Annotated in this window: 23 protein-coding genes (1 of these 23 cut by a window edge); 10 read left to right on the top strand and 13 right to left on the bottom strand. The window is 67.9% G+C overall.

The annotated features are described in order from the left end of the window. Nucleotides 1-44: 44 nt before the first annotated feature. The 3 genes from WBN46_RS15495 to WBN46_RS15485 form a co-directional block, all read right to left on the bottom strand. The gene (locus tag WBN46_RS15495) at nucleotides 45-2,105 is read right to left on the bottom strand and encodes a S9 family peptidase (protein ID WP_337732335.1); all 2,061 of its coding nucleotides are present in this window, start codon (nucleotides 2,103-2,105) and stop codon (nucleotides 45-47) included. Between the two features lie 106 nt (nucleotides 2,106-2,211). Then, nucleotides 2,212-3,717 (bottom strand): YifB family Mg chelatase-like AAA ATPase, encoded by a 1,506-nt coding sequence (locus WBN46_RS15490; protein ID WP_337732334.1) that lies wholly within the window; start codon nucleotides 3,715-3,717, stop codon nucleotides 2,212-2,214. A gap of 10 nt (nucleotides 3,718-3,727) precedes the next feature. Continuing rightward, nucleotides 3,728-3,991 carry an accessory factor UbiK family protein gene (locus WBN46_RS15485; RefSeq protein ID WP_192199868.1) on the bottom strand — a complete coding sequence of 88 codons (264 nt, stop codon included), beginning with the start codon at nucleotides 3,989-3,991 and terminating at the stop codon, nucleotides 3,728-3,730. Between the two features lie 187 nt (nucleotides 3,992-4,178). Between WBN46_RS15485 and WBN46_RS15480 the strand changes: the two genes are divergently transcribed. Further along, a complete protein-coding gene (locus WBN46_RS15480; RefSeq protein WP_337732333.1) occupies nucleotides 4,179-4,517 on the top strand; it encodes a P-II family nitrogen regulator in 339 nt (112 codons plus the stop codon). Between the two features lie 12 nt (nucleotides 4,518-4,529). Beyond that, nucleotides 4,530-4,892 (top strand): DUF6404 family protein, encoded by a 363-nt coding sequence (locus tag WBN46_RS15475; protein WP_337732332.1) that lies wholly within the window; start codon nucleotides 4,530-4,532, stop codon nucleotides 4,890-4,892. 59 nt (nucleotides 4,893-4,951) lie between these two features. On the opposite strand, the gene speE is transcribed toward WBN46_RS15475, so the two are convergent. Further along, the gene (speE, locus tag WBN46_RS15470; protein ID WP_337732331.1) at nucleotides 4,952-5,809 is read right to left on the bottom strand and encodes a polyamine aminopropyltransferase; all 858 of its coding nucleotides are present in this window, start codon (nucleotides 5,807-5,809) and stop codon (nucleotides 4,952-4,954) included. A gap of 127 nt (nucleotides 5,810-5,936) precedes the next feature. On the opposite strand from speE, the gene speA reads away from it, so the two are divergent. Next, nucleotides 5,937-7,826, top strand: coding sequence for an arginine decarboxylase (gene speA, locus WBN46_RS15465; protein ID WP_337732330.1), 1,890 nt, complete (start codon nucleotides 5,937-5,939; stop codon nucleotides 7,824-7,826). Between the two features lie 79 nt (nucleotides 7,827-7,905). Here the strand turns inward: speA and WBN46_RS15460 are convergent, their stop codons facing one another. The 5 genes from WBN46_RS15460 to radC form a co-directional block, all read right to left on the bottom strand. After that, on the bottom strand, nucleotides 7,906-8,655 hold the full coding sequence (locus WBN46_RS15460) for an SDR family NAD(P)-dependent oxidoreductase (RefSeq protein WP_337732329.1): 750 nt from the start codon (nucleotides 8,653-8,655) through the stop codon (nucleotides 7,906-7,908). A gap of 34 nt (nucleotides 8,656-8,689) precedes the next feature. Then, on the bottom strand, nucleotides 8,690-9,100 hold the full coding sequence (locus WBN46_RS15455) for a hypothetical protein (protein WP_337732328.1): 411 nt from the start codon (nucleotides 9,098-9,100) through the stop codon (nucleotides 8,690-8,692). After that, nucleotides 9,097-9,888: an SPOR domain-containing protein gene (locus tag WBN46_RS15450; protein WP_337732326.1), complete on the bottom strand. Its 792-nt coding sequence runs from the start codon at nucleotides 9,886-9,888 to the stop codon at nucleotides 9,097-9,099. The genes WBN46_RS15455 and WBN46_RS15450 overlap by 4 nt, the downstream gene beginning before the upstream one ends. A 14-nt stretch (nucleotides 9,889-9,902) precedes the next feature. Then, the gene (gene argS, locus WBN46_RS15445; protein WP_337732325.1) at nucleotides 9,903-11,591 is read right to left on the bottom strand and encodes an arginine--tRNA ligase; all 1,689 of its coding nucleotides are present in this window, start codon (nucleotides 11,589-11,591) and stop codon (nucleotides 9,903-9,905) included. Between the two features lie 87 nt (nucleotides 11,592-11,678). Then, entirely contained in the window at nucleotides 11,679-12,353 is a 675-nt protein-coding gene (gene radC / locus WBN46_RS15440) for a DNA repair protein RadC (protein ID WP_337732532.1), read from the bottom strand. Between the two features lie 96 nt (nucleotides 12,354-12,449). Here radC and coaBC point away from each other — a divergent pair, with 96 nt between their 5' ends. From coaBC to WBN46_RS15425, 3 genes are read left to right on the top strand one after another with little or no spacing between them, the layout of a single operon-like run. Further along, nucleotides 12,450-13,679, top strand: coding sequence for a bifunctional phosphopantothenoylcysteine decarboxylase/phosphopantothenate--cysteine ligase CoaBC (gene coaBC, locus WBN46_RS15435; RefSeq protein WP_337732324.1), 1,230 nt, complete (start codon nucleotides 12,450-12,452; stop codon nucleotides 13,677-13,679). After that, nucleotides 13,676-14,140, top strand: a complete 465-nt coding sequence (gene dut, locus WBN46_RS15430; RefSeq protein ID WP_277728466.1) for a dUTP diphosphatase — start codon at nucleotides 13,676-13,678, stop codon at nucleotides 14,138-14,140. Before coaBC ends, dut begins: the two co-directional genes overlap by 4 nt. Nucleotides 14,141-14,154: 14 nt before the next feature. Then, on the top strand, nucleotides 14,155-16,482 hold the full coding sequence (locus WBN46_RS15425; protein ID WP_337732322.1) for a phosphomannomutase/phosphoglucomutase: 2,328 nt from the start codon (nucleotides 14,155-14,157) through the stop codon (nucleotides 16,480-16,482). Nucleotides 16,483-16,570: 88 nt separating this feature from the next. Here the strand turns inward: WBN46_RS15425 and WBN46_RS15420 are convergent, their stop codons facing one another. Both WBN46_RS15420 and pyrE read right to left on the bottom strand, forming a co-directional pair. Continuing rightward, the gene (locus WBN46_RS15420) at nucleotides 16,571-17,272 is read right to left on the bottom strand and encodes a hypothetical protein (protein ID WP_337732321.1); all 702 of its coding nucleotides are present in this window, start codon (nucleotides 17,270-17,272) and stop codon (nucleotides 16,571-16,573) included. Nucleotides 17,273-17,289: 17 nt separating this feature from the next. Then, nucleotides 17,290-17,961, bottom strand: a complete 672-nt coding sequence (gene pyrE / locus WBN46_RS15415; protein WP_192199882.1) for an orotate phosphoribosyltransferase — start codon at nucleotides 17,959-17,961, stop codon at nucleotides 17,290-17,292. Between the two features lie 115 nt (nucleotides 17,962-18,076). Here pyrE and WBN46_RS15410 point away from each other — a divergent pair, with 115 nt between their 5' ends. The 3 genes from WBN46_RS15410 to WBN46_RS15400 are packed head-to-tail and all read left to right on the top strand — an operon-like array spanning nucleotide 18,077 to nucleotide 20,455. Next, on the top strand, nucleotides 18,077-18,847 hold the full coding sequence (locus WBN46_RS15410; protein ID WP_192201191.1) for an exodeoxyribonuclease III: 771 nt from the start codon (nucleotides 18,077-18,079) through the stop codon (nucleotides 18,845-18,847). Beyond that, nucleotides 18,847-20,181 (top strand): MFS transporter, encoded by a 1,335-nt coding sequence (locus WBN46_RS15405; RefSeq protein ID WP_337732320.1) that lies wholly within the window; start codon nucleotides 18,847-18,849, stop codon nucleotides 20,179-20,181. The genes WBN46_RS15410 and WBN46_RS15405 overlap by 1 nt, the downstream gene beginning before the upstream one ends. A 46-nt stretch (nucleotides 20,182-20,227) precedes the next feature. Continuing rightward, the gene (locus WBN46_RS15400) at nucleotides 20,228-20,455 is read left to right on the top strand and encodes a hypothetical protein (RefSeq protein WP_142123160.1); all 228 of its coding nucleotides are present in this window, start codon (nucleotides 20,228-20,230) and stop codon (nucleotides 20,453-20,455) included. On the opposite strand, the gene WBN46_RS15395 is transcribed toward WBN46_RS15400, so the two are convergent. After that, nucleotides 20,452-21,582, bottom strand: a complete 1,131-nt coding sequence (locus WBN46_RS15395; RefSeq protein WP_337732319.1) for an anhydro-N-acetylmuramic acid kinase — start codon at nucleotides 21,580-21,582, stop codon at nucleotides 20,452-20,454. The two genes, WBN46_RS15400 and WBN46_RS15395, sit on opposite strands and share 4 nt — an antisense overlap. 76 nt (nucleotides 21,583-21,658) lie before the next feature. Then, nucleotides 21,659-23,113, bottom strand: a complete 1,455-nt coding sequence (locus WBN46_RS15390) for a peptidoglycan DD-metalloendopeptidase family protein (RefSeq protein ID WP_337732531.1) — start codon at nucleotides 23,111-23,113, stop codon at nucleotides 21,659-21,661. 184 nt (nucleotides 23,114-23,297) lie between these two features. Here WBN46_RS15390 and tyrS point away from each other — a divergent pair, with 184 nt between their 5' ends. Then, nucleotides 23,298-24,339, top strand: the 5' portion of a protein-coding gene (gene tyrS, locus WBN46_RS15385) for a tyrosine--tRNA ligase (protein WP_337732318.1). The gene runs 167 nt beyond the window's last position; 1,042 of the gene's 1,209 nt are visible here — the first part of the coding sequence; its start codon is at nucleotides 23,298-23,300; its stop codon lies off the right edge, out of view.

The following is a 24,339-nucleotide window of genomic DNA, read 5'->3' as shown; positions in this document are numbered from 1 at the left end:
CGCCGGCGTTTCTTCTTTCAGCGTTGCGGGAAGAAAGCGCGCGCTTACTTCTTCACTTCCTGCGTATGCCCCTTCAGCGCCTCGGCCAGGCCCGGCACGCCATTGGCGCCGGTCGGCACGCTGATGCTCGAACCGGTGAAGTCCTTGCCGATGGGCTCGGCACGACCCCCCAGGCACTGGGCGAGGAAGCCTTCGGTCACCGCGTTGAACGCCTTGTTGTTCTCCGGCCGGGCGAAGCCGTGGCCTTCGTCGGGGAACAGCACGTAGGTCACCGGGATGTTCTTCGCCGTCATCGCCTTGACGATCTGGTCGCTCTCGTCCTGCTTCACGCGTGGGTCGTTCGCGCCCTGGCCGATCAGCAGCGGCTTCTTGATCTGGTCGGCGCGGGTCAGCGGCGAGCGCTCGGTCAGCCACGCCTTGCCGGCATCGGTGCGCGGGTCACCCATGCGCTTGGCCAGCTGCTCGAAGAAGCTGGCCCAATACGGCGGCACGGTGCTCAGCAGGGTATTGAGGTTGGACGGGCCAACGATGTCCACGCCGCAGGCGAATGCGTCCGGCGTGAAGGTCAGGCCGGCCAGCGTGGCGTAGCCACCGTAGCTGCCGCCCATGATCGCGACCTGCTCCGGCGTGGTGACGCCCTGCTTGACGGCCCACTGCACGGCGTCGATCAGGTCGTCGTGCATCTTGCCGGCCCACTCGCCGTTGCCCGCATTGGTGAAGCTCTTGCCGAAGCCGGTGGAGCCGCGGAAGTTGACCGACAGCACCGCGTAGCCGCGGTTGGCCAGCCACTGGTTGTAGCCGCCGTAGCCGTAGGAATCGCGTGCCCACGGACCGCCGTGCACCAGCAGCACGAGCGGCACCGGCGCATCGGCCTTGCCGTCGTTGTTCGCATCGGCACTGCGCGGCAGGGTCAGGTAGCTGACCAGCGTCTTGTTGTCGCGCGAAGCGATTTCCACCGGCCACTGCGGCACCAGCGGCTTGCCTTCCAGCTTCGGCCGCGCGGAGAACAGCTTGGTCAGCGTGCCTGCCGGACGGTCGTAGCGGTAGTAGACCAGCGGGGCTTCGGCCGCGGAATACGCGATGATCCAGGTCTTGTCGTCCAGCGTGCGCGTGTTGACGGACACGTCGCCCGGGCCGATCGCTTCCAGCTTCTCCAGGTCTGCCCGGATCGACGGGTCGACGACCTTCCATTCATCGCGCAGGTAGTCCACCGACACGGCCTGCACCTTGCCGGTCGCCGGGTCTGCCAGGCTGCCGCCGACATCGGCGCGTGGATCTTCCAGCACCAGCGTGCGCTTGCCGCTGGCCACGTCCACGGCGAACAGCGCGGCGGTGTTGCGGCCGCGCGAATCGGTGAAGTACAGGGTCTTGCCGTCCAGCGTCAGGCCACCGGGATTGGTGGTGAGCACATCCTCGAACGGGATGTCGTCGAACTTCTCCCAGCCGCCCTTGGCATCACGCTTCAGCACGTCGGCACCGCCGTCCGGGCGTGAGCGCGTGGCGTACTTGAGGGCATAGTCCGCGTCGGCGATGTAGCCGGCGATCTGCGCGTCGTTCTTCTCCAGCAGGGTGCGTGTGCCCGTGGCGAGGTCGACCTTGTACAGGTCGTGCCACTGCGCATCGCGGTCGTTCATGCCGACGAGGATCGTGCCGGGATGTTTCGGGCTGACGCCGGATACCTGGGCGGTGGTCTTCGGGAACGGCGTCAGGTCTTTGGCCTGGCCGGTCTTCAGGTCCACGGCGTACAGGTGGAAGTCCTCGTCGCCGCCGCTGTCACGCAGATACAGCAGGGTGTCGGGGTTGTACGACCAGAAATAGCTGCGGATGCCGCGCGCCTTGTCCTGGGTGACGGCCTTGGCCTGTGACGGATTGTCCGCCGGGGCTACCCACACGTTGAGCACGCCATCGACGGCGGCAACCCAGCTCAGGTACTTGCCATCGGGGCTGATCTGCACGTTGGCGCGCTCGGGATTGCCGAACAGCGCGTCGCGGGCGATCAATTCGGTGCCGGCGATGCGGTCGGCGGCGGATGGGGCGGCCTGCGCCGCGAGCGCGACGGCGACGGTCGAGGCCAGCAACGTGAGACGGAATGCGGCATGACGCATGGGCGAAACTCCTGGAGGCAAGGAAGGGATAGCGGACATGACGTCCGCCAGCCGGAGGTGTGACTCGAGTAGACCACACCCCACTTTCACCCGCCTTGGCCGGAGGTCATGCGGGACTGCCGCGATCCATGCCCCGGTAGCCCAGCGCTTCGGTCAGGTGTGGCGTGGTGATCGAGTCGCTGCCCGCAAGGTCGGCGATGGTGCGCGCCACCCGCAGGATGCGATGCAGGCTGCGCGCGGAGAGCTGCAGGCGCTCGACGGCGCGCTCCAGCAGCGCCTGGTCCCGTGCCGACAGTCGGCAGTGCGCCATGGTGTCGGCCTGGCCCAGGCGTGCGTTCGCGCAACCGGCGCGTGCCTGTTGGCGCGCGCGCGCGGCAACGACGCGGGCCTGCACCGAGGCCGTGGATTCGCCGTCCGGTGCATCCGGCCTCAGTTCGTGGGGCGGCAGCCGCGGCACATGGACATGCAGGTCGATGCGATCGAGCAGCGGCCCCGACAACCGGCTGCGGTAGCGACGGATGAGGTCCGGGCCACAGCGGCAACGCCCGCTGGGGTCGCCGGCCCAGCCGCATGGGCAGGGATTCATGGCCGCGACCAGTTGGAAACGGGCGGGGAACTCCGCCGTGCGCGCCGCCCGCGACACGGTGACGGTGCCGGATTCCAGCGGCTCCCGCAGGACTTCGAGCGCCGCCCGCGACCACTCGGGGAGCTCGTCCATGAAGAGGACGCCATTGTGCGCCAGCGATATCTCGCCCGGTCGCGGCTGCGCTCCGCCGCCCACCAGTGCGACCGCACTCGCGGTGTGGTGCGGTGCGCGATACGGGCGCTGGCGCCAACGAGCGGGGTCCAGCCCGCGTCCACTGACCGAGGCGATGGCGGCGCTTTCCATGGCCTCACCATCGCTCGCCACCGGCAGCAGCCCGGGCAGGCGCGAGGCGAGCAGGGTCTTGCCGCAACCAGGTGATCCGATCAGCAGGAGGTGGTGGCCACCGGCTGCGGCCACTTCGAGCGCGCGGCGGGCGTGGGCCTGTCCGCGCACATCGGTCATGTCCGGGATGGAACTGGGCAGCGGAGGCGGCGCCGTTGCGGCGGGCAGCACCTTGCGGCCTTCGAGCAGGGCACAGACTTCCAGCAGCGTGCGGCCGGTGCATGCGCGTCCCTGTTGCGCGAGTGCGGCTTCCGCGCCGCTGGGCTCCGGCACGACGAGGGTTCGACCCGTCGCAGCCACGGCGAGCGCTGCCGGAAGCACGCCGTCCACCGCCCGCAGTTCACCGGTCAGGCTCAACTCACCGAGGAATTCGTATTCCGCCAGCGCTTCGCGGCGGATCTGTCCGCTGGCGGCCAGGATGCCCAGTGCGATGGGCAGATCGAAGCGGCCGCCGTCCTTGGGCAGGTCCGCCGGCGCAAGGTTCACGGTGATCCTACGTGTCGGGAACTCGAACTGCGCGCACAGGATCGCGGCGCGTACGCGGTCGCGCGCCTCGCGCACGGCGGCTTCGGGCAGGCCGACGATCTGCGTGGACGGCAGGCCGCCCGACAGGTGCACTTCCACCCGGACCGGCGGCGCGGACACGCCCGCCCGCGCCCGGCTGTTCACCAGGGCCAGACTCATGGCGGCGGGGTCAGGACTGCGCGGGCTTGTCGGCCAGCTGGGTTTCCAGCGCGGCCACGGTGCGTTCCAGTGTTTCCAGCTTCTCGCGTGTGCGCAGCAGCACCGCCTGCTGCACGTCGAACTCCTCGCGCGTCACCAGGTCCAGCTTCCCCAGGCCGGCCTGCAACGCGGACTTGAAGGTCTGCTGCAATTCTTCCTGCGAATCACGCAGGCCGGGCGGCACCAGCTGGCTGAGGCGGCGGGCGAGGTCGTCGATGTGGTTGAGGTCGATCATGTCAGTTCTCCGGCAGTGCACCGAGCTTGTGGGCGATGCCGGTGGCCGGCCATCGGCGTTCGCTGCGCAGCGCTGTCGGAAAAGTCCGGCGGCGAGGCCGCCATTGAACCGCGACAGGACCGGTTGCCGCAACCGCGCGCCGTCGCGCCGCGCTATCCTGCGTGCAGCATCCACGGGAGCAAGCCGCATGAAAATGGTCATGGCCATCATCAAGCCGTTCAAGCTGGACGACGTGCGCGAAGCGCTGGCGGAAACCGGCATCGCCGGCATCACGGTCACGGAAGTGAAAGGCTTCGGTCGCCAGAAGGGGCACACCGAGCTCTACCGGGGCGCCGAGTACGTGGTCGATTTCCTGCCGAAGGTGAAGCTGGAGGTCGCGGTGACCGACGATCAGGCCGAACAGGTGGTCGAGGCCATCGTGAAGGCGGCGGGCACCGGCAAGATCGGCGACGGCAAGGTGTTCGTGTACGACCTGGAGCGCGTGGTGCGGATCCGGACTGGTGAGCTGGATGCCGACGCGCTGTAGGGGACGGCTGCGATGACCATGGGTGTCTTCGAAATGCGTCTGCAGCGGGCGCTTGCGATGCTGGAGTCCAAGAAGCTCGGCAGGAACACGTACGCGCCGCCTTTGTTCCGGCTGATGTGGAAGATGGGCCTGAAGCTGCCACCCCCGCACATGGCCGGTTTCGCCATCAACGCGACGCTGATGGGCGGGTTCTTCGGCGCGTTCTGGGGCCTCTTCATGTGGCTGCTGATGTGGAGCAGGCAAGGCATGCCCGTGCTGGTCGGCGTCGCCACGGCGCTGGTGGCGGGTCTGCTGTTCGGTCTCACCATGGCCTGGTACCTGCGGCATCAGGCGCGCAGGCATGGAATCCCCCACTGGCGCGAGTTCGACGCTTGACAACGACACGAAAAAGCCCCGCATCGCGGGGCTTTTTTTGTTGCTGCACGCGCGGAGGCTTACTCCCCCAGCGCCTTCGCCACGAACGGCGGCGCCACCAGCACGCCCGTATGCAGGTGCGCGGTGTAGTACAGCGTGTCGAATGGCTTGGCCGCCGCGTCCGCCTGGCGGAAGGCGAAATCGAAACCGGCCTGCTTGCTGGCCACGGTGACGCTCCACCAGCCGGTCGGATAGCACGGCTGCGGGAACGGCAGCGTCTTGAACGACTGGAAGCCGGCCTTGCCCATCTCGGCACGCATGTCCTTGATCAGGTCCAGCAGCGCCAGCGGCGATTCGGACTGCTGCACCAGCAGGCCATCCGGCTTCAGCGCGCGGAAGCAGCTCTCGAAGAACGCCTTGTTGAACAAGCCTTCGGCGGGGCCGACCGGGTCGGTCGAGTCGACGATGACCACATCGACGCTGCCCGGCTCGCAGTTGGCCATGTAGGCCACGCCGTCGTCGAACAGCAACTCGGCGCGCGGGTCGTCGTTCGATTCGCACAGCTCGGGGAAGTACTTCTCCGCCATGCGCGTGACCTGCTCGTCGATGTCGCACTGCGTGGCCTTCTCCACGCCCGGGTGCTTCAGCACCTCGCGCAGCGTGCCGCAGTCGCCGCCGCCGATGATCACCACGCGCTTCGGCGCGGCGTGGGTGAACAGCACCGGATGGCTGATCATCTCGTGGTAGAAGAAGTTGTCGCGCGTGGTCAGCATCATCGCGCCGTCGATCACCATCAGCTTGCCCCAGTCGGTGCTGTCGTAGATCTCGATCCTCTGGAACGGCGACTGCACCTCGTCCAGCTTGCCGGTGGTGCGGAAGCCGATGGCCGAGCCGGTGTGCGAGAAGTGTTCGATGAACCAGGTGTCGTTGGCGGTCATGGGGCTGTCCTGCATGAAGGGAATGGCAACGGCCACGGGGCCTGCCGCTGCGGGGGCGCATTGTAACGGACCCATGTGACCGCAGCCTGTAGAATGCGCGTCCGCTCGCCTCACCTTGGAAAACGCCATGTCCTGGTCCACCGACCACGCCCGCAAGACCTACTCCGTCCCGCACTGGGCCGAAGGGTATTTCGACGTGGACGCCGCCGGCCGCATCGTGGTGTCGCCCAAGGGCGCGCAGGGGCCGGTGATCCCGCTGCCGGAGGTGGTCGACGCCGCGCGCGCGCAGGGTGCCCAGCTGCCGCTGCTGGTGCGCTTCCCCGACATCCTCGGCGACCGCCTGGGCAAGCTGCAGGCCGCGTTCGCGCAGGCGCAGGCCGACTGGGAATACAAGGGCGGCTATACGGCGGTCTATCCGATCAAGGTCAACCAGCATCGCGGTGTCGCCGGCACGTTGGCCTCGCACGCAGGCGAGGGTTTCGGCCTGGAAGCCGGCAGCAAGCCCGAACTGATGGCCGTGCTGGCGCTGTCGCGCCCCGGCGGGCTGATCGTCTGCAACGGCTACAAGGACCGCGAGTACATCCGCTTGGCGCTGATCGGCCGCAAGCTGGGCCTGCAGACCTTCATCGTCATTGAGAAGCCGTCCGAGCTGGCGCTGGTGATCGAAGAGTCGCGCAAGCTGGGCGTGAAGCCCGGCCTGGGCGTGCGCATGCGCCTGGCCACGCTCGGTGCCGGCAAGTGGCAGAACAGCGGCGGCGACAAGGCCAAGTTCGGCCTGTCCCCGCGCCAGGTGCTGGACCTGTGGAAGCAGCTGCGCGAGGCGGGCCTGCAGGACACGCTGAACCTGCTGCACTTCCACATGGGGTCGCAGATATCCAACGTGCGCGACATCGCCAACGGCATGCGCGAAGCGACGCGTTATTTCATCGAGCTGTCCAAGCTGGGCGCGACCATCAGCCATGTCGACGTCGGTGGTGGCCTGGGCATCGACTACGAGGGCACGCGTTCGCGCAGCTACTGCTCCATCAACTACGGCATCAGCCAGTATGCCAACAACATCGTGCAGCCACTGGCCGAGGCCTGCGAGCAGAATGGACTCACTCCGCCGCGCATCGTCACCGAGTGTGGCCGCGCGATGACCGCGCATCACGCGGTTCTGGTGGTGAACGTGTCGGAAGTCGAGCAGGCGCCGGAAGGCCGCGTGCCGCCGTCGCACGACGACGAGCCGGCGGTGATCCGCCACCTGCGCGAGATCCATGCCGAGCTGGACACGCGGCCGGCGGTGGAACTGTTCCATGAGGCGCAACACCACCACAGCGAGGGCCTGTCGCTGTATGCGTTGGGCCAGATCGACTTGGTGCACCGCGCCCGCATCGACGACCTGTTCTACGCCATCGCGCATGCCGTGCGCGGCCGCCTGAGCAGCGACGAGCGCAGCCATCGCGACCTGCTGGACGAGTTGAACGAACGGCTGGTGGACAAGTACTTCGTCAATTTCAGCGTGTTCGAATCGATTCCCGACGTGTGGGCGATCGATCAGGTGTTCCCGATCGTGCCGATCGACCGTCTGGACGAGGCGCCCGACCGCCGCGGCGTGATCGCCGACATGACCTGCGATTCCGACGGCATGATCGATACCTACGTGGAGAACGAAGGTCTGGACTCCTCACTGCCGCTGCACGCGCTGAAGCCGGGTGAAAGCTACCGGTTGGGCATTTTCCTGGTCGGCGCGTACCAGGAAATCCTGGGCGACATCCACAACCTGTTCGGCGACACCGACGCGGTGGAAGTCAGCGCCGATGCCGGCACCGGCTACCTGCTCACCCAGCAGCGCCGTGGCGACACCACCGACGTGATGCTCGACTACGTGGGCTACCGGCTGGACGACCTGCGCGCGGTGTATCGCCAGCGCGTGGAAGAGGCGGGCCTGTCGGCCGACGAATCGAAACTGCTGTCTGACGCGCTGGAAGCGGGGCTTACCGGTTACACCTACCTCTCGGACGAACCGCTGGCGTAGCGTGCGCTCTGCGCACGGCCTCGCGATGCCGGATGTCCCGTGACGTGCGCGTGGCGCACGCTACGGGAGTGCGAAGCAACTACGCGCGCGCGACCTGGAAGCCCGCCACCGACTGCGTCACCGGCATGATCTCCAGCCGGTTGATGTTGAGGTGCGGCGGCAGGGTGGCGACGTAGAAGATGGTGTCGGCGATGTCCTCGGCCGTCATCGGCGCGGCGCCGGTGTAGAGCTTGTCCGACGCCTGCCGGTCGCCATGCGTGCGTACCAGGGTGAATTCGGTTTCGGCCATGCCGGGTTCGATGGTGGTCACGCGTACGCCGGTACCGTGCAGGTCGCTGCGCAGGCCCAGCGAGAACTGGCTGACGAACGCCTTGCTGCCGCCATAGGCGTTGCCGCCCGGGTACGGATAGACACCCGCCACCGAGCTGATGTTGATGATGGCGCCCTTGCGTTCCACCAGCAGCGGCAGCAAGCGGTGCGTCAGTGTGACCAGCGCGGTGATGTTGGTGTCGATCATCGTGCGCCAGTCGGACAGCAATGCATGCTGTGCAGGTGCGGTGCCCTGCGCGAGGCCGGCGTTGTTGACCAGCAGGTCGATGTCGCGGAACCCTGCCGGCACTGTAGCCAGTGCGGCGTCCATCGCGGCTTCGTCGCGGATGTCGAACGCGGCGGCATGCACCTTGTCGGCACCGATTTCGTCCACCAGCGCCTGCAGGCGCTCGGCACGGCGGCCCGTGGCGATCACGCGCCAGCCGGCAGCGGCGAAGCGGCGGACGGCGGCGGCACCGAAGCCGGATGTGGCGCCGGTGATGAGGGCGGTACGGGTCATGGGGATTCCTTCGCGGAGGGAAAACGGTTCGCGGTCAGCGGCGCGCATACCAGAGGGCACCCAGCCAGGTGCCGAGCGCGGCGGCGACCACGGACAGCGTCGCGCTGAGTGCGTTCGTGCGCAGCAGGAAACCGAGGGGGTAGGACATGTCCGAGGCCGCACCGGCGATGCCGGCCAGCACCGACAGCGTCGCGATCCACACCGCCAGCGTCAGGCCAACGGCGACGATCAGGAAGCGATGGCCTGCCAGCGCGCCACCCAGCCCCATGCAGAGGGCGGTCACGACGTAGCTGACCGGTGCCAGGAATCCCCAGCGTGTCTGCACCACCTCCTGCCAGTGTGCGGGCAGGACAAGGCCGACCAGCCACGAGGCGACAAGCAGCGACCCCATTGCCGCGGCCGTCGCCACGATCAGGCGCTGCAGCGTCGGCCGCGTGGCACTCACTGGGCCTTCACCGCCATCGCAGGCAGTCCGCCGCTGGCGAGCTTCTGCTTCGCCTCGGCGAGTTCGCTCGCCGTGCCATACGGGCCCATGCGCACGCGGTAGACGGTCTTGCCGTTGATCTGTGCCGACTCCACGCGGGCGCTCAGGCCCAGCATGGCGATCTTGGCCTTGGTGGCCTCGGCATCGCCCGATGCGCCGAAGGCGCCGGCCTGCAGGATGTAGCGCGCGCCGGTGTCCGCGCTGGCCACGGCGGCAGCAGGCTTGGGTGCGGGAGGGACATCTGCGGCGCGCGGTGTCTCGGCCGGGCGGGCAGGCGCGGTTTCGTTGATCGGTGTCGGCTGGGCCGCTGCGGCGGCTGCCGGCGCAGCCGCGACGGGTGTCGTGGCCTGCCCGTTGAGGGCGGCGCGCGCCTTGCGTGCTTCTTCCTCGCGTGCACTGGCGGCCAGTTCCGCGTCGGACATCTGCACTTCCTTGCCGGGCAGCAGGGTGTAGAAGTCGTACTGGGTTTCCTTCGCGGCGGCATCGTCCGTCGTCGGGGCGGTGGCCGGTGCCTCGTTGCTCGGCGCGTCGGGCACCACGGCTTCCACATCGGCGCTGTCGACGGGGGCGGGTTGCGCGTCAGGGTTGGGCGTGGGACGGAAGAAGCCATCACCGTCCTTCTTGCCCAGCCCCGGCACGACGAAATACACCGCCAGGCCGATGAGCAGGCCGAGGATCAGCCAGACCCACGCGGGCGTGGCCTGACTGGAATTGCGTGTGGCCTGACTCTTGCCGCGCCTTGCTGCCATCTACTGCTCTCCGCTCACATCTTCTCGGGCGCACTTACGCCCAACAGGTCCAGTCCATTGGCCAGCGCCTGGCGTACCGCCAGTGCCAGCGCCAGCCGCGCATCACGTGCCTGCGCATCGTCGGTCAGCACGGGCGTGCCGGCGTACCACGTATGGAAAGCATAGGCCAACTCGCGCAGGTATTGCGCGACCCCATGGGGTTCGAGCGATTCGCCGGCCGCTTCCACCACTTCGGGATAGCGGGACAGTTCCACCATCAGCTGCAGCGAGGTGTCGTCGTCCAGGCACGCCAGGTTCGCCAGTCCGTTCGCCTGGTCGTAGGCGTAACCCTTCTCGCCCGCCTGGCGCAGCAGGCTGCACACGCGGGCATGCGCGTACTGCACGTAGAACACCGGGTTGTCGTTGCTCTGCTGGCGCGCCAGATCAATATCGAACGTCAGCTGCGAATCCGGCTTGCGCGCGATCAGGAACCAGCGCGTCGCATCCGCGCTGGTTTCCTCGATCAGGTCACGCAGGGTGAAGTAGCTGCCGGCGCGCTTGGAAAGCTTCACTTCCTCGCCACCGCGCATCACCGTGACCATCTGGTGCAGCACGTATTCGGGATACCCGGCAGGAATGCCTTCGCCAAGGGCCTGCAGGCCGGCTTTCACGCGCGCCAGCGAGCCGTGGTGGTCGGCGCCCAGTTCAGTGATGGCGCGCTCATAGCCGCGCTGCCACTTGCTGAGGTGGTAGGCCACGTCCGGCACGAAGTAGGTGTAGGTGCCGTCGGACTTGCGCATCACGCGGTCCTTGTCGTCGCCGAAGTCGGTCGACTTGAGCCACAGCGCACCGCCTTCCTCGTAGGTGTGACCGGAGGCGATCAGCTTGCTCACGGTCTCCTCCACTTTCCGGTCCGAGTACAGCGAGCTTTCCAGGAAGTAGCGATCGAACGACACACCGAACGCGGCCAGGTCCAGGTTCTGCTCGCGCCGCAGATAGGCCACGGCGAAGCGGCGGATGGCGTCGAGGTCCTGGGGATCCTTTTCCCCGGTGACGACGTGGCCTTCCACCTCGACCGAATCGCCGTCGAGATAGGCCTGCGCCACGTCGGCGATGTAGTCGCCGCGATAGCCGTCTTCCGGCCAGCCTTCGCTGTCCGGCGACTTGCCCAGCGCACGCGCCTGGGTGGACTTGGCCAGGTTGTCGATCTGCACGCCGGCGTCGTTGTAGTAGAACTCGCGCTTGGCGTTCCAGCCGTTGGCAGCCAGTACGCGTGCGATGCAGTCGCCGATCGCACCTGCACGACCATGGCCGACATGCAGCGGACCGGTCGGATTGGCCGACACGTACTCCACGCCGACGGTGCGCCCGCCACCGCTGTCGTTGCGGCCGTAGGCGGCGCCCTGCGCCAGCGCGGTGGCCACTTCGCGCTGATAGGCGCCCGGACTCATGTGGAAGTTGATGAAGCCGGGGCCGGCGATCTCGACCTTCACGACGTCGTCGCTGGCCGGCAACGCCGCCACCAAGGCCGTGGCGATGGCGCGCGGATTGCTGCGCGCCACCTTGGACAGCTGCATGGCGGCGTTGGTGGCGAAATCGCCGTGCTCGCGCGTCTTGGGACGTTCGACCACGAAGTCGGGTGTGGCGGCATCGGCCGGCAGGGTGCCGGCGGTGCGCAGGGCGTCGATGCCCTGGGCGATCAAGGCGCGAAGGGAAGCTTTCACGGAGAACCGTCTTGGTGCGTGGGAACCGCCTATTCTAGGTTTTCCGGTCCTCCCCGTGGGATCGGCATGGTTCAGCGAAGGCCGTCCTCACACCCATCCACGCGCGGCCATCGACTGGGGTGGCCCATCGCCAATGACGAAGTGGTCCAGCAACCGGACGTCCACCAGTGCGAGCGCCTGCTTCAGGCGCTGCGTCACGGCGCGGTCGGCGGCCGAGGGTTCTGCGCATCCAGAAGGATGGTTGTGGCCGACGATCAGGGCGGTCGCGTTCATCGCCAATGCGCGACGGGCCACTTCACGCGGATGGACCTCGGCGCTGTCCACCGAACCCTGGAACAACTCCTCGAATGCCAGCACGCGATGGCGGGTATCGAGGAACAGGGCCGCGAACACCTCGTGTCGACGGCCGCGCAACCGCTGGGCGAAGTAGCGCCCGGCGGCCTCCGGGTCGCTGATGGCGTCACCCCGTTCGAGGGCGGCGTGCAGCAGGCGGGTGCCCAGCTCCAGCGCGGCCGCCAGGGCACACGCACGGGCGGGCCCCAGGCCCGGCAGCGCCGTCAGTTCGGCGGGGGGACGTTCCAGCAGCTCGCGCAGCGGGCCATGGGTGGCGAGCAGGTCGCGCGCGGTGGCGACGGCATCGCGCCCGCGCAGGCCCGAGCCCAGGAAGATGGCCAGCAGTTCGGCGTCGCTGAGGCTGGTGGGGCCGCGGGCGAGCAGCTTCTCGCGGGGGCGTTCGTCGTGGGGCCAGTCGCGGATGTGCATGGCGACAGGATCGGCCGGCGGACGCCGGGCGTGCATCGGGTGATGAGGGGCGTTCGGGTAAGCTAATCGCTTGTATGGACGTAGGAACGGGCCGACGTGAGCGGATCGGACAAGATGCGTGATCTGGCGGGACAGCGCCTCCTGGTGTGCGTGGGCGGCGGGATCGCGGCCTACAAGGCACTGGAGCTGGTGCGTCGGCTGCGCGATGCCGGGGCCGAGGTGCAGGTCGCGATGACGGCGGGGGCCCAGCAGTTCGTGACGCCCCTGAGCTTCCAGGCGCTGTCCGGCCAACCCACCCGCACCACGCTGTGGGACGGCGCCGCCGAGCAGGCGATGGGCCATATCGAACTGGCCCGGTGGGCTGATCGCGTGGTCATCGCGCCGGCCACGGCCGATCTGATGGCGCGCCTGGCACATGGGCTGGCCGACGATCTGGTGGCCACGCTGTGCCTGGCCACCACCGCGCCGATCATGATCGCGCCGGCGATGAACCACCGCATGTGGCAGCACCCCGCCACACAGGCGAATCTGGCCACGCTGCGCGAACGCGGCGTAGAGGTGGTTGGACCGAACGATGGTCCGCTCGCCGAGGGCGAGTCCGGTCCGGGCCGGCTGGCCGAGCCTGAAGAGATCGTCGCTGCGCTGTCCGGCGCCGCCCTCAGCGCCACCACGGTGCCGCAGGATCTTGCCGGGCTCAACGTGGTGGTCAGCGCTGGCCCCACCTACGAAGACCTGGATCCGGTGCGCTATCTGGGCAACCGCAGCAGCGGCAAGATGGGGTTCGCGGTTGCCGCCAGCGCTGCGCGCCGTGGCGCCAGCGTCACCCTGATCGCCGGGCCCGTGCAGTTGGCCACGCCGGCAGGCGTCGCGCGCGTTGACGTGCGTTCGGCCGCGCAGATGCACCGGGCGGTGTTCGCCGCCCTGCCGGCCGACATCTACATCGGCGCCGCTGCCGTGGCCGACTACACCCCGCGCGAGCCGGCCGCCGACAAGATCAAGAAGTCCAGCGAGTCGCTGGCGCTGGACCTGGTGCGAACGCCCGACATCCTGGCCGAAGTCGCCGCGCAGACGCAGGCCCTGAAGCTGGTGGTGGGCTTCGCCGCCGAGACCAACAATGTCGCCGAGTACGCGCGCAGGAAGCTGGAGGCCAAGCGGCTGGACATGATCGTGGCCAACCGCGTGGGCATTGCCGATGGCGGCTTCGAGAGCGACCAGAACGCGATGACGGCGTACTGGAAGGACGGCGAGCGCAGCTTCGCCTCCGCGCCGAAGACGCAGCTGGCCGATGAACTGATCGACCTGATCGTGGAGCGACTGAACGCATGAGTGCACCCCGTGCCGTGGAAGTGAAGCTGCTGGACCCGCGGTTCGGCGACGAATGGCCGCTCCCGGCCTACGCCACCGAGGCCAGCGCCGGCATGGACCTGCGTGCGGCGCTGGACGCGCCCCTGGTGCTCGAACCTGGCGACGCGGCGCTGGTGCCCAGCGGCATCGCGCTGCACCTGGGCGACCCGCACCTGTGCGCGGTGGTGCTGCCGCGCTCCGGCCTCGGCCATCGCCACGGCATCGTGCTGGGCAACGGCACCGGCCTGATCGATGCGGATTACCAGGGCCCGCTGCTGATCAGCGTGTGGAACCGGGGGCATGAGACCTTCACCATCCAGCCCGGTGACCGCATCGCCCAGGTGATGGTGCTGCCGGTCGTGCGCGTGCACCTGCAAGTGGTGGATACTTTCGCTGACAGCGCACGGGGGACGGGTGGTTTCGGCCACACCGGCGTGCGATGACAGGGGACAAGGCGATGAACACGACGAACGAGAGCCGCAAGCGGATTCCCGTGGGCGATCTGCGCGGCGCGCTGCCGAAGCTGGCGGTGCTGCTGGCGCTGCTCGCAGCGCTGCTGGCCTGGAGCGGTGTCCGCCAGTGGCGCGAAGCGCGCCTGCTGGAACAGGTCGGGCAGGCCCGCGATCGTGCGGTCGAGGCGGTGCAGGCCAGCCATGCGGCGCAGATCCGCCAGTTCGAGCAGCGGCTCGCATCCGCGCCGGTCAAGGCGGCCCTGGCCGCCAACGATACGGCCGCCGCCGTGGCCGCCCTGAAGGACGGGTGGGCGGGCGTGGAGCACGTCGAGATCCTGGATGGCGCATTGCAGGCGGCCTACGAGGATGCCGCGACCTTCGGTTTCAGCAAGCTGGCACTGCTGGAGGAGGGCATGCAGGGCGATGGCATCGCGGCCCGCGTGGTGAAGGACGGCAAGCAGACTGCGTTCGGCATGGCGGCATCCACGCCGCAGGGCGTCATCTACGTTCGCCTGCCGCTCACGCAGCTGACCCAGGACTTCGATGGCGTGGCGTTGCCCGGCGGCTATCTTGCGCTGCGGCAGGGCAGCTACTCCATCACGCAACGCGGCAACAGCGGCCTGGAGGATAGCGCGGAGCGCATGGCGCGCGCGGTGGGCAAGACCGGCCTGCGCGTGGCGACTGCGGTCCCCGTCAGCGAGCCCGGTCCACTGGGGCTGGGCGCCATTCCGGCCATGATCGTGGCGGTGCTGCTCGCCGGCCTCACCGTGGTGTCGGTGCTGGTCGCGCGCGGCGGGATTCGCATGGGTGGTCTGGGCAAGAAAGGAGCAGAAGTGAGCGAAGCGGATGAACCCACACTGGGCGAGGCGCTGATGCGCGAACCCCCGCCGCCGCCGGCTGGCGGTACGCGTACCGCGCCCAAGGATGAGTACACCCAGGCCGAAGCCAAGGCCGTGGTGGTGGATCCCGGCATCTTCCGCGCCTACGACATCCGCGGCATCGTCGGGCAGACCTTGAGCGTGGAGGTCGCCGAACTGATCGGCCTCGCCATCGGCTCGGTGATGCGCGACGAGGACCTCACCGACATCGTGGTGGGCCGCGACGGCCGCCTCTCGGGCCCCGACCTGGTCGGCGGTCTGATCGAAGGCCTGCGCAAGGCCGGCCGGAACGTCATCGACATCGGCCTGGCGCCCACCCCGGTCGCCTATTTCGCGGCCTATCACCTGCGCACCGGCAGCAGCGTGGCCGTCACCGGCAGCCACAATCCGCCGGACTACAACGGGTTCAAGATCGTGGTCGGCGGGCAGACGCTGTCCGGTGACGCGATCACCGACCTGTACGAACGCATCCGCGACAACCGCCTGTTCGTGGCCAACGCGCGCGGCGACCTGCAGCAGCGCGATGTCTCGGCCGACTACATCCAGCGCATCGCCGACGACGTGCAGCTGGAGCGCCCGCTGAAGGTCGTGGTGGACGCCGGCAACGGCGTGGCTGGCGACATCGCCCCGCAGCTGCTGGAAGCCATCGGCGCGGAAGTCATCCCGCTGTACTGCGACGTGGACGGCACCTTCCCCAACCATCACCCCGACCCCAGCGAACCGCACAACCTGGAAGACCTCATCCAGACCGTGAAGCGCTTCGATGCCGATATCGGCCTGGCGTTCGATGGTGATGGCGACCGCCTGGGCGTGGTGACCAAGGAAGGCGCCATCATCTTCCCCGACCGCCTGTTGATGCTGTTCGCTGCCGATGTGCTGGAGCGCAATCCCGGTGCGCTGATCATCTTCGACGTGAAGTGCACCGGAAAGCTGCAGGGCTGGGTGTTGCGCCACGGCGGCACGCCGATGATGTGGAAGACCGGCCATTCGCTGATCAAGGCCAAGATGCGCGAGACCGGTGCCGAGCTGGCTGGCGAGATGAGCGGCCACTTCTTCTTCCAGGAACGCTGGTACGGTTTCGATGACGGGCTGTATTCCGCCGCGCGCCTGCTGGAGATCCTGGCCAATCGTGCCGAAACGCCGTCGGAAGTGCTGGCCGAGCTGCCCGATGGCGTGTCCACGCCGGAGATCAAGGTGGCGGTGGACGAAGGCACGCCGCATGCCATCGTCGAGCGTTTCGTCGATGGCGCCGAGTTCGAGGGCGCACGCCTGTCCACCATCGATGGCCTGCGTGCCGACTGGGACGATGGCTGGGGCCTGGTGCGTGCGTCCAACACCACGCCGATCCTGGTGCTGCGTTTCGAGGCGGACAACCGCGAGGCGCTCGAGCGGATCAAGACCGAATTCCGTACCCGCCTGCAGGCGCTTGCACCGGAACTGACAATGACGTTCTGACGCCTGCCGGGCTTCGGAGCGGCATGACCACGACGCCGGGCTTGTCCCGGCGTCGTCGTTCCAGAGGTTTCCGGAGGGGTTTACCGGGTCAGTTGCGCGCAGGCGCCATGGCCGGGGTGGCCGCTTCTTCCGCGGCCTCGGCCGTGATGCCCTTCATGTTGCGGTAGCGCTGCAGAATATCGGTGATCTCGACGTCCAGCTGCGCGCGCTGGGCCTCGAAGCTCTGTTGCAGGCGACGGGTGCGCAGCAGCTCGGCATGGCGCTGGTGGATGGTGGCGGACATGTCCGCACGGATCGGACGTCCTGCCAGCTCTTGATCGCCCGCGGTCTGCAGCAGGCTGACAAGGCCTTCGCGCAGGCTGACCGCGTTGTAGCGCGCGGTGCGTACGTTGTTGTCGACGATGGCGGTGCGTTCATTGAAGACGCGCCGCAACTCTTCCTCGCTGCGGTAGGACATCAGCATGGCGGCATCGGTACGCCGCCGCATTTCCGAGGCGGCGTCGTCGATCATCTTCTGTTGGGCCGCGATGGCCGCCTGGGCGCGTTCCTCTTCGCTCATCGCGCGGCCGACGCCCCCGGTGCGCAGTCCGCTGGTCGCGCTGATCTCGTCGCGTGCCGCGTTGACCACATCGGCGGGCAGCGCATCACTGCAGACGCGCTGGCCTTTCTCTTCCCAGCAGAAGAGTTTCTTGTTGGCGGGCGTGGACGGATTGTTCTTGCCCTGCGCGAGCACGGTGGGTGCCAGCGCCAGCAATACGGCCGACAACGCCAGGGAAGTGCGGACGGTCATGGCAGCCCCCTGCTGCGTCAGTCCTGGGTCGCGCTGCCGTAGCGGGCCCGGTAGGCCAGCAGGTCGTCGCGATGGCGGACAAGGTCGGCGCTTTCGCCGGCAAATGCAAGCAGGTCATGCAGGTTGGCCACGGCCACCACCGGTACGCCGGTCTCCTCGGCCACCGACTGCGCGGCCGAGCGGCGCGCGCCGCCTGTGCCGGGTTCGCCCAGCACTTCCTGCCGATCGAGGGCGACCACGATCCCGGCCGGGGTGCCGCCGCCCGCGCGGATCAGGCCCAATGCCTCGCGGATCGCGGTGCCCGCGGTGATCACGTCATCCACGATCAGCACGCGGCGATCCTCCAGTGGCGCACCGATCAGCAGGCCACCTTCGCCATGGTCCTTGGCTTCCTTGCGGTTGAAGGCCACCGGCAGGTCGCGACCACGACGGGCGTACTCGCAGGCCAGTGCGGTCGCCAGCGGGATGCCCTTGTAGGCGGGGCCGAACAGCAGGTCGAACTGCAGGCCGGCTTCTTCTGCCGCATCGGCGTAGCAGGCCGCCAGTCCGGCCAGGCGTCCGCCGCTGTCGAAGCGGCCGGCATTGAAGAAGTACGGACTCTGACGTCCCGATTTCAGCGTGAACTGGCCGAATCGCAGGGCCTGTGCGTGCAGTGCGAGCTGGAGGAAACGGGAACCGTGATCGGACATGGGCGGTGGCGGGATGAACAGGGCAGGCGACAGGATAACCGCCATGCGGTCGATGCCGCGCGACGGAAGCGCCGGTTCGGGTACGCTTGCCCGGTTTCCGACGAACGTAGTGCACATGCGCATCATCAGCTTCAATGCCAACGGCCTGCGCTCCGCGGCCACCAAGGGGTTCTTCGACTGGTTCGCCGACCAGCACGCCGACGTGCTGTGCGTGCAGGAGACCAAGGCCCAGGAGCACCAGCTGGCCGGACCGGAGTTCCTGCCTGCCGGCTACAAGGCGTGGTTCCGCGACGCCAGCACCAAGAAGGGCTACAGCGGGGTGGCGATCTACGCCAGGCGCGAGCCGGACGAGGTCCGCACGGCGCTGGGCTGGCCGGACTTCGACGAGGAAGGCCGCTACATCGAAGCACGCTTCGGCGACCTGAGCGTGGTGTCGTTCTACATCCCGTCCGGCTCGTCCGGCGACGAGCGCCAGGGCTTCAAGTTCAAGGTGATGGATTGGCTGGCACCGGTGCTGGACGAGTGGCGCCGCAGTGGTCGCCACTATGTGCTGTGCGGCGACTGGAACATCGTGCGCAGCCGGCTGGACATCAGGAACTGGACCAGCAACCAGAAGAACTCCGGCTGCCTGCCGCCGGAGCGCGACTGGTTGAACGGCATGTGCGCGGACGACGGCGGCTGGGTGGATGCGTACCGTGTACTGCACCCGGAAGGCCAGGACTACACCTGGTGGAGCAACCGCGGTGCGGCACGCGCCAACAACGTGGGGTGGCGGATCGACTACCAGTTCGTCACGCCGTCGCTGCGTGACCGCCTGAAGGCCTGCTCGATCTACCGCGAGCAGCGTTTCTCCGACCATGCCCCCTTCACGGTGGACTACACCTGATGACGACAACGGCAAGCGAACGTCCCGGCAAGCCTTCGGTCTGGCGTGCGTTCGCGCAGCCGTCGGCATGGACGATGTTCTTCTTCGGCTTTGCCTCGGGCATGCCGTTCCTGCTGGTGGCGGGCACGCTGGCGTACTGGCTGACCGAGAACGGACTGGAGCTGAAGAACATCACGCTGATCGCGAGTGCAGGCCTGACGTACACGCTGAAGTTCCTCTGGGCACCACTCGTGGATCGCTGGCGCCTGCCATTGCTCGGCCGTCTGGGCCAGCGGCGCGGCTGGCTGTTGCTGGCGCTGGGTGTAGTCATCGTCGGCCTGCTGCTGATGGCGCATCTGACGCCCGGGAAACTGGCGCCTTTCATCTGGGTCACGTTGCTGACGGCGTTCGCCGGTGCCACGCTGGACATCGCCGTGGATGCGTACCGCATCGAGATCGCACCGCAGGAATCGCAGGGTGCGCTGCTGGCCACGTATTCGCTGGGCTACCGCATCGCGCTGATCATCACCGGCGCCCTGGCGCTCATGCTGGCCGATCAAGTGTCGTGGCCGCTGGTCTACCAGGCGATGGCGGCCGTCATGCTGATACCGGTGGTCGCGGTCCTGCTGTCGCGCGAGCCCGATGTGGTGCGGATCCGCATGACGACGTGGAGCGAGGGTCTGCAGGAGGGGGTGGTGGAGCCCTTCGTCGACTTCTTCCGTCGTTTCGGCATTGCGCTGGCCATCGCCCTGTTCGCGTTCATCCTGCTGGCGAAGATTTCCGACCAGTCGCTGGGCGGCGGCATCATGGCGCCGTTCTACCTCAGCCAGGGTTTCACCAAGACCGAGATCGGCGCGGTATCGAAGATCTGGGGCGTCTGGGTGGGCCTGGTCGGCGTATTCATCGCCGGCATCGCCGTCGCGCGCTGGGGCGTGAAATGGCCGCTGTTGGCGGGCATCGTGCTGGGGGCGATCAGCAACCTGCTGTATGTCTGGCTGATCGGCGCCGACGGCGATGTGTGGAAGCTGACGCTGGTGATTTCCGGCGAGAACCTCGCGCAGGGCTTCCAGGGCACCACGCTGGTGGCGTTCCTGTCCGCGCTGGTCAACCAGCGCTTCACCGCCACCCAGTACGCGCTGTTCTCGTCGCTGGTGATGCTGCCGGGAAAACTGCTGGGCGCGGTGTCCGGCGGCATCGTGGAGCAGACCGGGTATGGAGTGTATTTCTGGATCACCGCCCTGGTCGCGATCCCGGCGGTCGCGCTGTTCTTCTGGCTGGCCCCGCGTATCCGGTTCGGGGGCGACCATGAGCCGGCGAGTGGCATCGACAGGTCGGCGGACGGGGCACTGGACTGAGCGCGTGCGCTACAGTCTGCCCAGGGGGCATGCAGGGGACGGGACAATGACCGACATCGTGCTGAAGGACGTGGATCCGATCCTCGCCGAGCGCATCCGGCGCGTCTCGCAGGCGCGAGGATGGCCGATCCACGACACCATCTTCAACTTGCTGGAACAGGGCCTCTTCGTCTGCGAATCCGAAGTGCGCGGCGGCCTGGATGACCGCGAAGTCAACGCGCTCGCCGATGCGATCAGCGCGTTGAAGGATGTGCCGCCCGGCAAGGGTTTCTAGGCCGGGTACACCACGCCCAGCACGCGGCGTCCGACGGCCCCGGTGACTGCCGGCAGATTGCCCGACCGGCCGGCCAGCGTTTCGCGCGCCAGCCAGGCAAAGCCCATCGCCTCCACGTAATCCGGATCCAGGCCGTGTGCGGCGGTGGATTCCACCACCGCTTGCGGCAGGTGGGCGGCCAGCCGTGCCATCAGCACCGCGTTGTGAACGCCACCACCGCAGACCAGCACGCGACGGGTGGCCGGCTGGGTGATCTGCAGCGCGTCGGCGACGGTGCGTGCAGTCAGTTCCAGCAAGGTGGCCTGCACGTCGGCCGGCGAGATAGTGACCTCGCCCATGCGCGCCTGCAGCCAGTCCAGGTGGAACTGTTCCCGCCCCGTGCTCTTCGGTGGCGCCAGCGCAAACCAGGGTTCCGCCAGCAGGCGAGCCAGCAGAGCGGCGTCCACGTGTCCGCTCGCCGCGAAGGCGCCGCCGGCGTCGTAGGTGCGCCCGGTATGGCGCGCGCACCAGGCGTCCATGAGCGCATTCGCCGGCCCGGTATCGAAACCGCGCACGTCGCCCACCCTCGGCAGCAGGGTGAAGTTGCCGATGCCGCCGAGGTTGAGTACGGCCCGGTCTTCCTGCAGCGAACCGAGCAGGGCGGCATGGAACGCCGGCATCAGCGGTGCACCGTGCCCGCCTGCCGCCACGTCCCGCCGGCGGAAGTCGGCCACGGTGTCGATCCCGCTGCGTTCGGCGATGACATTGCCATCCCCGAGCTGCCAGGTGAACGGCGGGTCCGCGTGCGGGCGATGGCGGATGGTCTGGCCATGCGAGCCGAGCGCACGCACGCGTCCGCGGGGCACGCCTGCCTCTTCCAGCAGTGCGGATGCGGCATCGGCGAATGCGCGCGCGGCAAGGCCGTCCAGCGAACCGAGTCCGTCCAGCGACACGTTGTCCGCGCCCTGGCCCAGGGCCACCCACTGCGCACGCAACGCCGGATCCCAGGCGAATGTGCGGCCATGGACCAGCTCGCAACCCAATCCCGTCGGGGAGTCTTCGAACCGGACCAGCGCGGCATCGATGCCATCGGCGCTGGTGCCGGAGATCAGGCCCAGGTAAAGCTCGGTGGAAGCGGGGGTCGTCATGCGGAATCGACAGGCAAAGAAAAAGGCGGGACAGTGTCCCGCCTTTTCCGGATTGCCGCCATGCGTGGGTGAAGGATCAGCCCTTGCCGCCCTTGCCGGCAGGCTTGGCCGCCGCGACGGTGGCGGGCTTGGTCGCTCCTTCGGCCGGGCCAACGTCGGCGTAGATGACGTCTTCCACGGTCCGAATGCGTGTCAGCGCATTGGCCGTGTACGTGCGGAATGCCGCCAGCTGCGCGCCGCCCAGCGGTTCCGGCGGCGGCATCGTCACCGACAGCGGATTGCGGTGCACGCCGTTGATGCGGAATTCGTAGTGCAGGTGTGGGCCGGTCGACAGCCCCGTGGTGCCGACATAGCCGATCACCGTGCCCTGCGCGACGCGTTGGCCCTGCTTGATCTTGCCCATCCGCGACATGTGCGCGTACAGCGTGGTGTGGCCACGGCCATGGTCGAGGATCACGGTGCGTCCATAACCGCCCTGCCAGCCCGCGAACTGCACGCGGCCATCGCCGGCCGCCATGATCGGCGTGCCGCTGGAGGCGGCGTAGTCCACGCCCTTGTGCATCCGCATCGTGCCCAGGACCGGGTGGCGACGCGCGCCGAACTTGGAGCTCATGCGCGCGTAGGGGATCGGCATGCGGATGAAGTTCTTCTTCAACGGCCGGCCGGCGGCGGTGAAGTACTCCGGCTTGCCGCCGGGGCGGGTGAAGCGGAAGCCCGAATGCAGTTTGCCGTCCACCGTGAACGTGGCGGCCTGCACCGGCCCGGTGCTGATCAGCTCGCCTTCGCGCCAGGTCTGTTCGACCACCACGCTGAAACGGTCCTCTGCGCCCAGATCGGAATTGAAGTCGATGTCGTACTTGAAGATTTCGTCCGTCAGCGAGTTCACGTTGGCGGAGGTCAGGCCTGCCTTGCGCGCGGAACGGTTCAGCGAGCGCCCGACCTTGCCGCTCAGTACCACCGTTCGGGTGGTCGTCTCGCGGGCGATCACGCGCTCGGTGACCTTGTCCGCGCCGACCAGCAGTTCCACGCGATGGCTCGGGTCGCGGTCGTAGCGCAGCGTGCGCAGTCCGCCGTTGACCGGCAGGTCGAAGGCGATCTCGGTGCCCGGTTTCAGTCGGGTGAGCGCCTTCTTGGCGTCGGCATTCTCGAGGATGCGGTGCAGGGTGGCAGCGGGAATGCCCAGCTCCTCGAAAATCGCCCCCAAGGTCTGCCCAGGCTTCACCCGGACCACCTGCCAGCTGTCACCGGCCGTACCGGCCATGCGCGCCGCCGACAATTCGGGCAGATCGAGCAGCAACGTGCTGCGCGGCTCCGATACCGGCGCCTGGATGGCGCTGGAGAAGCCCGGCACGATGGTCGCCATCAGCACGCCGATGGTGGTGAAGAGGCTGGCATGGATCCAGTGGCGGCGCGTCCATCGCCCTTCCGGCAGATGGCGCTTCACCTGATGATGAAGTGCAGTGTCGCGAAGCACCCCCAGGCGCTCCCGGAACTGTTGCTTGCGGCCGTTGCCGCCCCCATGAGTTTGCATCAAGGTTGCATCCCGGGGCCAAGGCAAAGCCCCAATCGGCGTACCATAGACACGCGAAGACTTCGCGTCAAACCATTGAGTCAATTGGCTTTTTTGATAGCTATCACTGTTTACTTTCATTTAACGGTAACTTCACCTCACTGACTTGGCCTTCACGCGGCCACCCCTACTGGAACTGTTCCCCGTGTCCCTTGCAGAAGCTCTTGCCGTGATCGGCCGTGGCGCCGACGAAATCCTCAAGCCCGAAGACCTGGAAGCCCGCCTGAAGCTGGGGCGGCCCCTGCGCGTGAAGGCGGGTTTCGATCCCACGGCGCCCGACCTGCACCTCGGCCACACCGTCCTGCTGAACAAGATGCGCCAGTTCCAGGACCTGGGGCACCAGGTGATCTTCCTGATCGGTGACTTCACCGGGATGATCGGCGACCCGTCCGGCAAGAACATCACCCGCAAGCCCCTCAGCCGCGAGGACGTGCTCGCCAACGCGCGCACTTACGAGGACCAGGTGTTCAAGGTGCTGGACCGGGAGAGGACCGAGGTCCGCTTCAATTCCGAGTGGTTCGGCAAGATGGGCGCGGCCGACATGATCCGCCTGGCGGGCCAGCACACCGTGGCCCGCATGCTGGAGCGCGACGATTTCGCCAAGCGCTACGCCGCCCAGCAGTCCATCGCCATCCATGAATTCCTGTATCCGTTGGTCCAGGGCTACGACTCGGTAGCCCTGCAGGCGGATGTCGAGCTCGGGGGCACCGACCAGAAGTTCAACCTGCTGATGGGGCGTGGGCTTCAGGAGCATCACGGTCAGGCGCCCCAGATCGTGCTGACCATGCCGCTGCTGGAAGGTCTGGACGGCGTCAACAAGATGTCCAAATCGCTGGGCAACTACATCGGCGTCAGCGAGCCGGCCATCGACATCGTCACCAAGACCATGAAGATCGGCGACGACCTGATGTGGCGCTGGATCGAGCTGCTGAGCTTCGAGATGGGCGTGGCCGAAGCGCTCGCATTGAAGAATTCCGTCGCTGGCGGCGAGCTCAACCCGCGCGACGTGAAACTGCGCCTTGCGCGCGAGCTGGCCACCCGCTTCCACGATGCCGGCGAAGCCGAAAAGGCGATTGCAGGCTGGCATGCCGTCGTCACCGGCCAGGGCGATACGTCACTGCTGGAGCTCAAGGACGTCGTGGTGCCGGCAGAAGGCATCCGCATTGCTGCGCTGCTTACCGCTGCCG

It is taken from the genome of Pseudoxanthomonas sp. CCNWLW251, assembly GCF_037402255.1.
In the GTDB taxonomy this organism is placed as follows: domain Bacteria; phylum Pseudomonadota; class Gammaproteobacteria; order Xanthomonadales; family Xanthomonadaceae; genus Pseudoxanthomonas_A.
This window is presented reverse-complemented; position numbering and strand designations above follow the sequence as displayed.

Bases quoted from the DNA above. Each gene is read 5' to 3' on its own strand.
- WBN46_RS15495 (WP_337732335.1), bottom strand. From the start codon at position 2,105: ATGCGTCATGCCGCATTCCGTCTCACGTTGCTGGCCTCGACCGTCGCC.
- WBN46_RS15490 (WP_337732334.1), bottom strand. From the start codon at position 3,717: ATGAGTCTGGCCCTGGTGAACAGCCGGGCGCGGGCGGGCGTGTCCGCG.
- WBN46_RS15485 (WP_192199868.1), bottom strand. From the start codon at position 3,991: ATGATCGACCTCAACCACATCGACGACCTCGCCCGCCGCCTCAGCCAG.
- WBN46_RS15480 (WP_337732333.1), top strand. From the start codon at position 4,179: ATGAAAATGGTCATGGCCATCATCAAGCCGTTCAAGCTGGACGACGTG.
- WBN46_RS15475 (WP_337732332.1), top strand. From the start codon at position 4,530: ATGACCATGGGTGTCTTCGAAATGCGTCTGCAGCGGGCGCTTGCGATG.
- speE (WP_337732331.1), bottom strand. From the start codon at position 5,809: ATGACCGCCAACGACACCTGGTTCATCGAACACTTCTCGCACACCGGC.
- speA (WP_337732330.1), top strand. From the start codon at position 5,937: ATGTCCTGGTCCACCGACCACGCCCGCAAGACCTACTCCGTCCCGCAC.
- WBN46_RS15460 (WP_337732329.1), bottom strand. From the start codon at position 8,655: ATGACCCGTACCGCCCTCATCACCGGCGCCACATCCGGCTTCGGTGCC.
- WBN46_RS15450 (WP_337732326.1), bottom strand. From the start codon at position 9,888: ATGGCAGCAAGGCGCGGCAAGAGTCAGGCCACACGCAATTCCAGTCAG.
- radC (WP_337732532.1), bottom strand. From the start codon at position 12,353: ATGCACATCCGCGACTGGCCCCACGACGAACGCCCCCGCGAGAAGCTG.
- dut (WP_277728466.1), top strand. From the start codon at position 13,676: ATGAGTGCACCCCGTGCCGTGGAAGTGAAGCTGCTGGACCCGCGGTTC.
- WBN46_RS15425 (WP_337732322.1), top strand. From the start codon at position 14,155: ATGAACACGACGAACGAGAGCCGCAAGCGGATTCCCGTGGGCGATCTG.
- WBN46_RS15420 (WP_337732321.1), bottom strand. From the start codon at position 17,272: ATGACCGTCCGCACTTCCCTGGCGTTGTCGGCCGTATTGCTGGCGCTG.
- pyrE (WP_192199882.1), bottom strand. From the start codon at position 17,961: ATGTCCGATCACGGTTCCCGTTTCCTCCAGCTCGCACTGCACGCACAG.
- WBN46_RS15410 (WP_192201191.1), top strand. From the start codon at position 18,077: ATGCGCATCATCAGCTTCAATGCCAACGGCCTGCGCTCCGCGGCCACC.
- WBN46_RS15405 (WP_337732320.1), top strand. From the start codon at position 18,847: ATGACGACAACGGCAAGCGAACGTCCCGGCAAGCCTTCGGTCTGGCGT.
- WBN46_RS15400 (WP_142123160.1), top strand. From the start codon at position 20,228: ATGACCGACATCGTGCTGAAGGACGTGGATCCGATCCTCGCCGAGCGC.
- WBN46_RS15395 (WP_337732319.1), bottom strand. From the start codon at position 21,582: ATGACGACCCCCGCTTCCACCGAGCTTTACCTGGGCCTGATCTCCGGC.
- WBN46_RS15390 (WP_337732531.1), bottom strand. From the start codon at position 23,113: ATGCAAACTCATGGGGGCGGCAACGGCCGCAAGCAACAGTTCCGGGAG.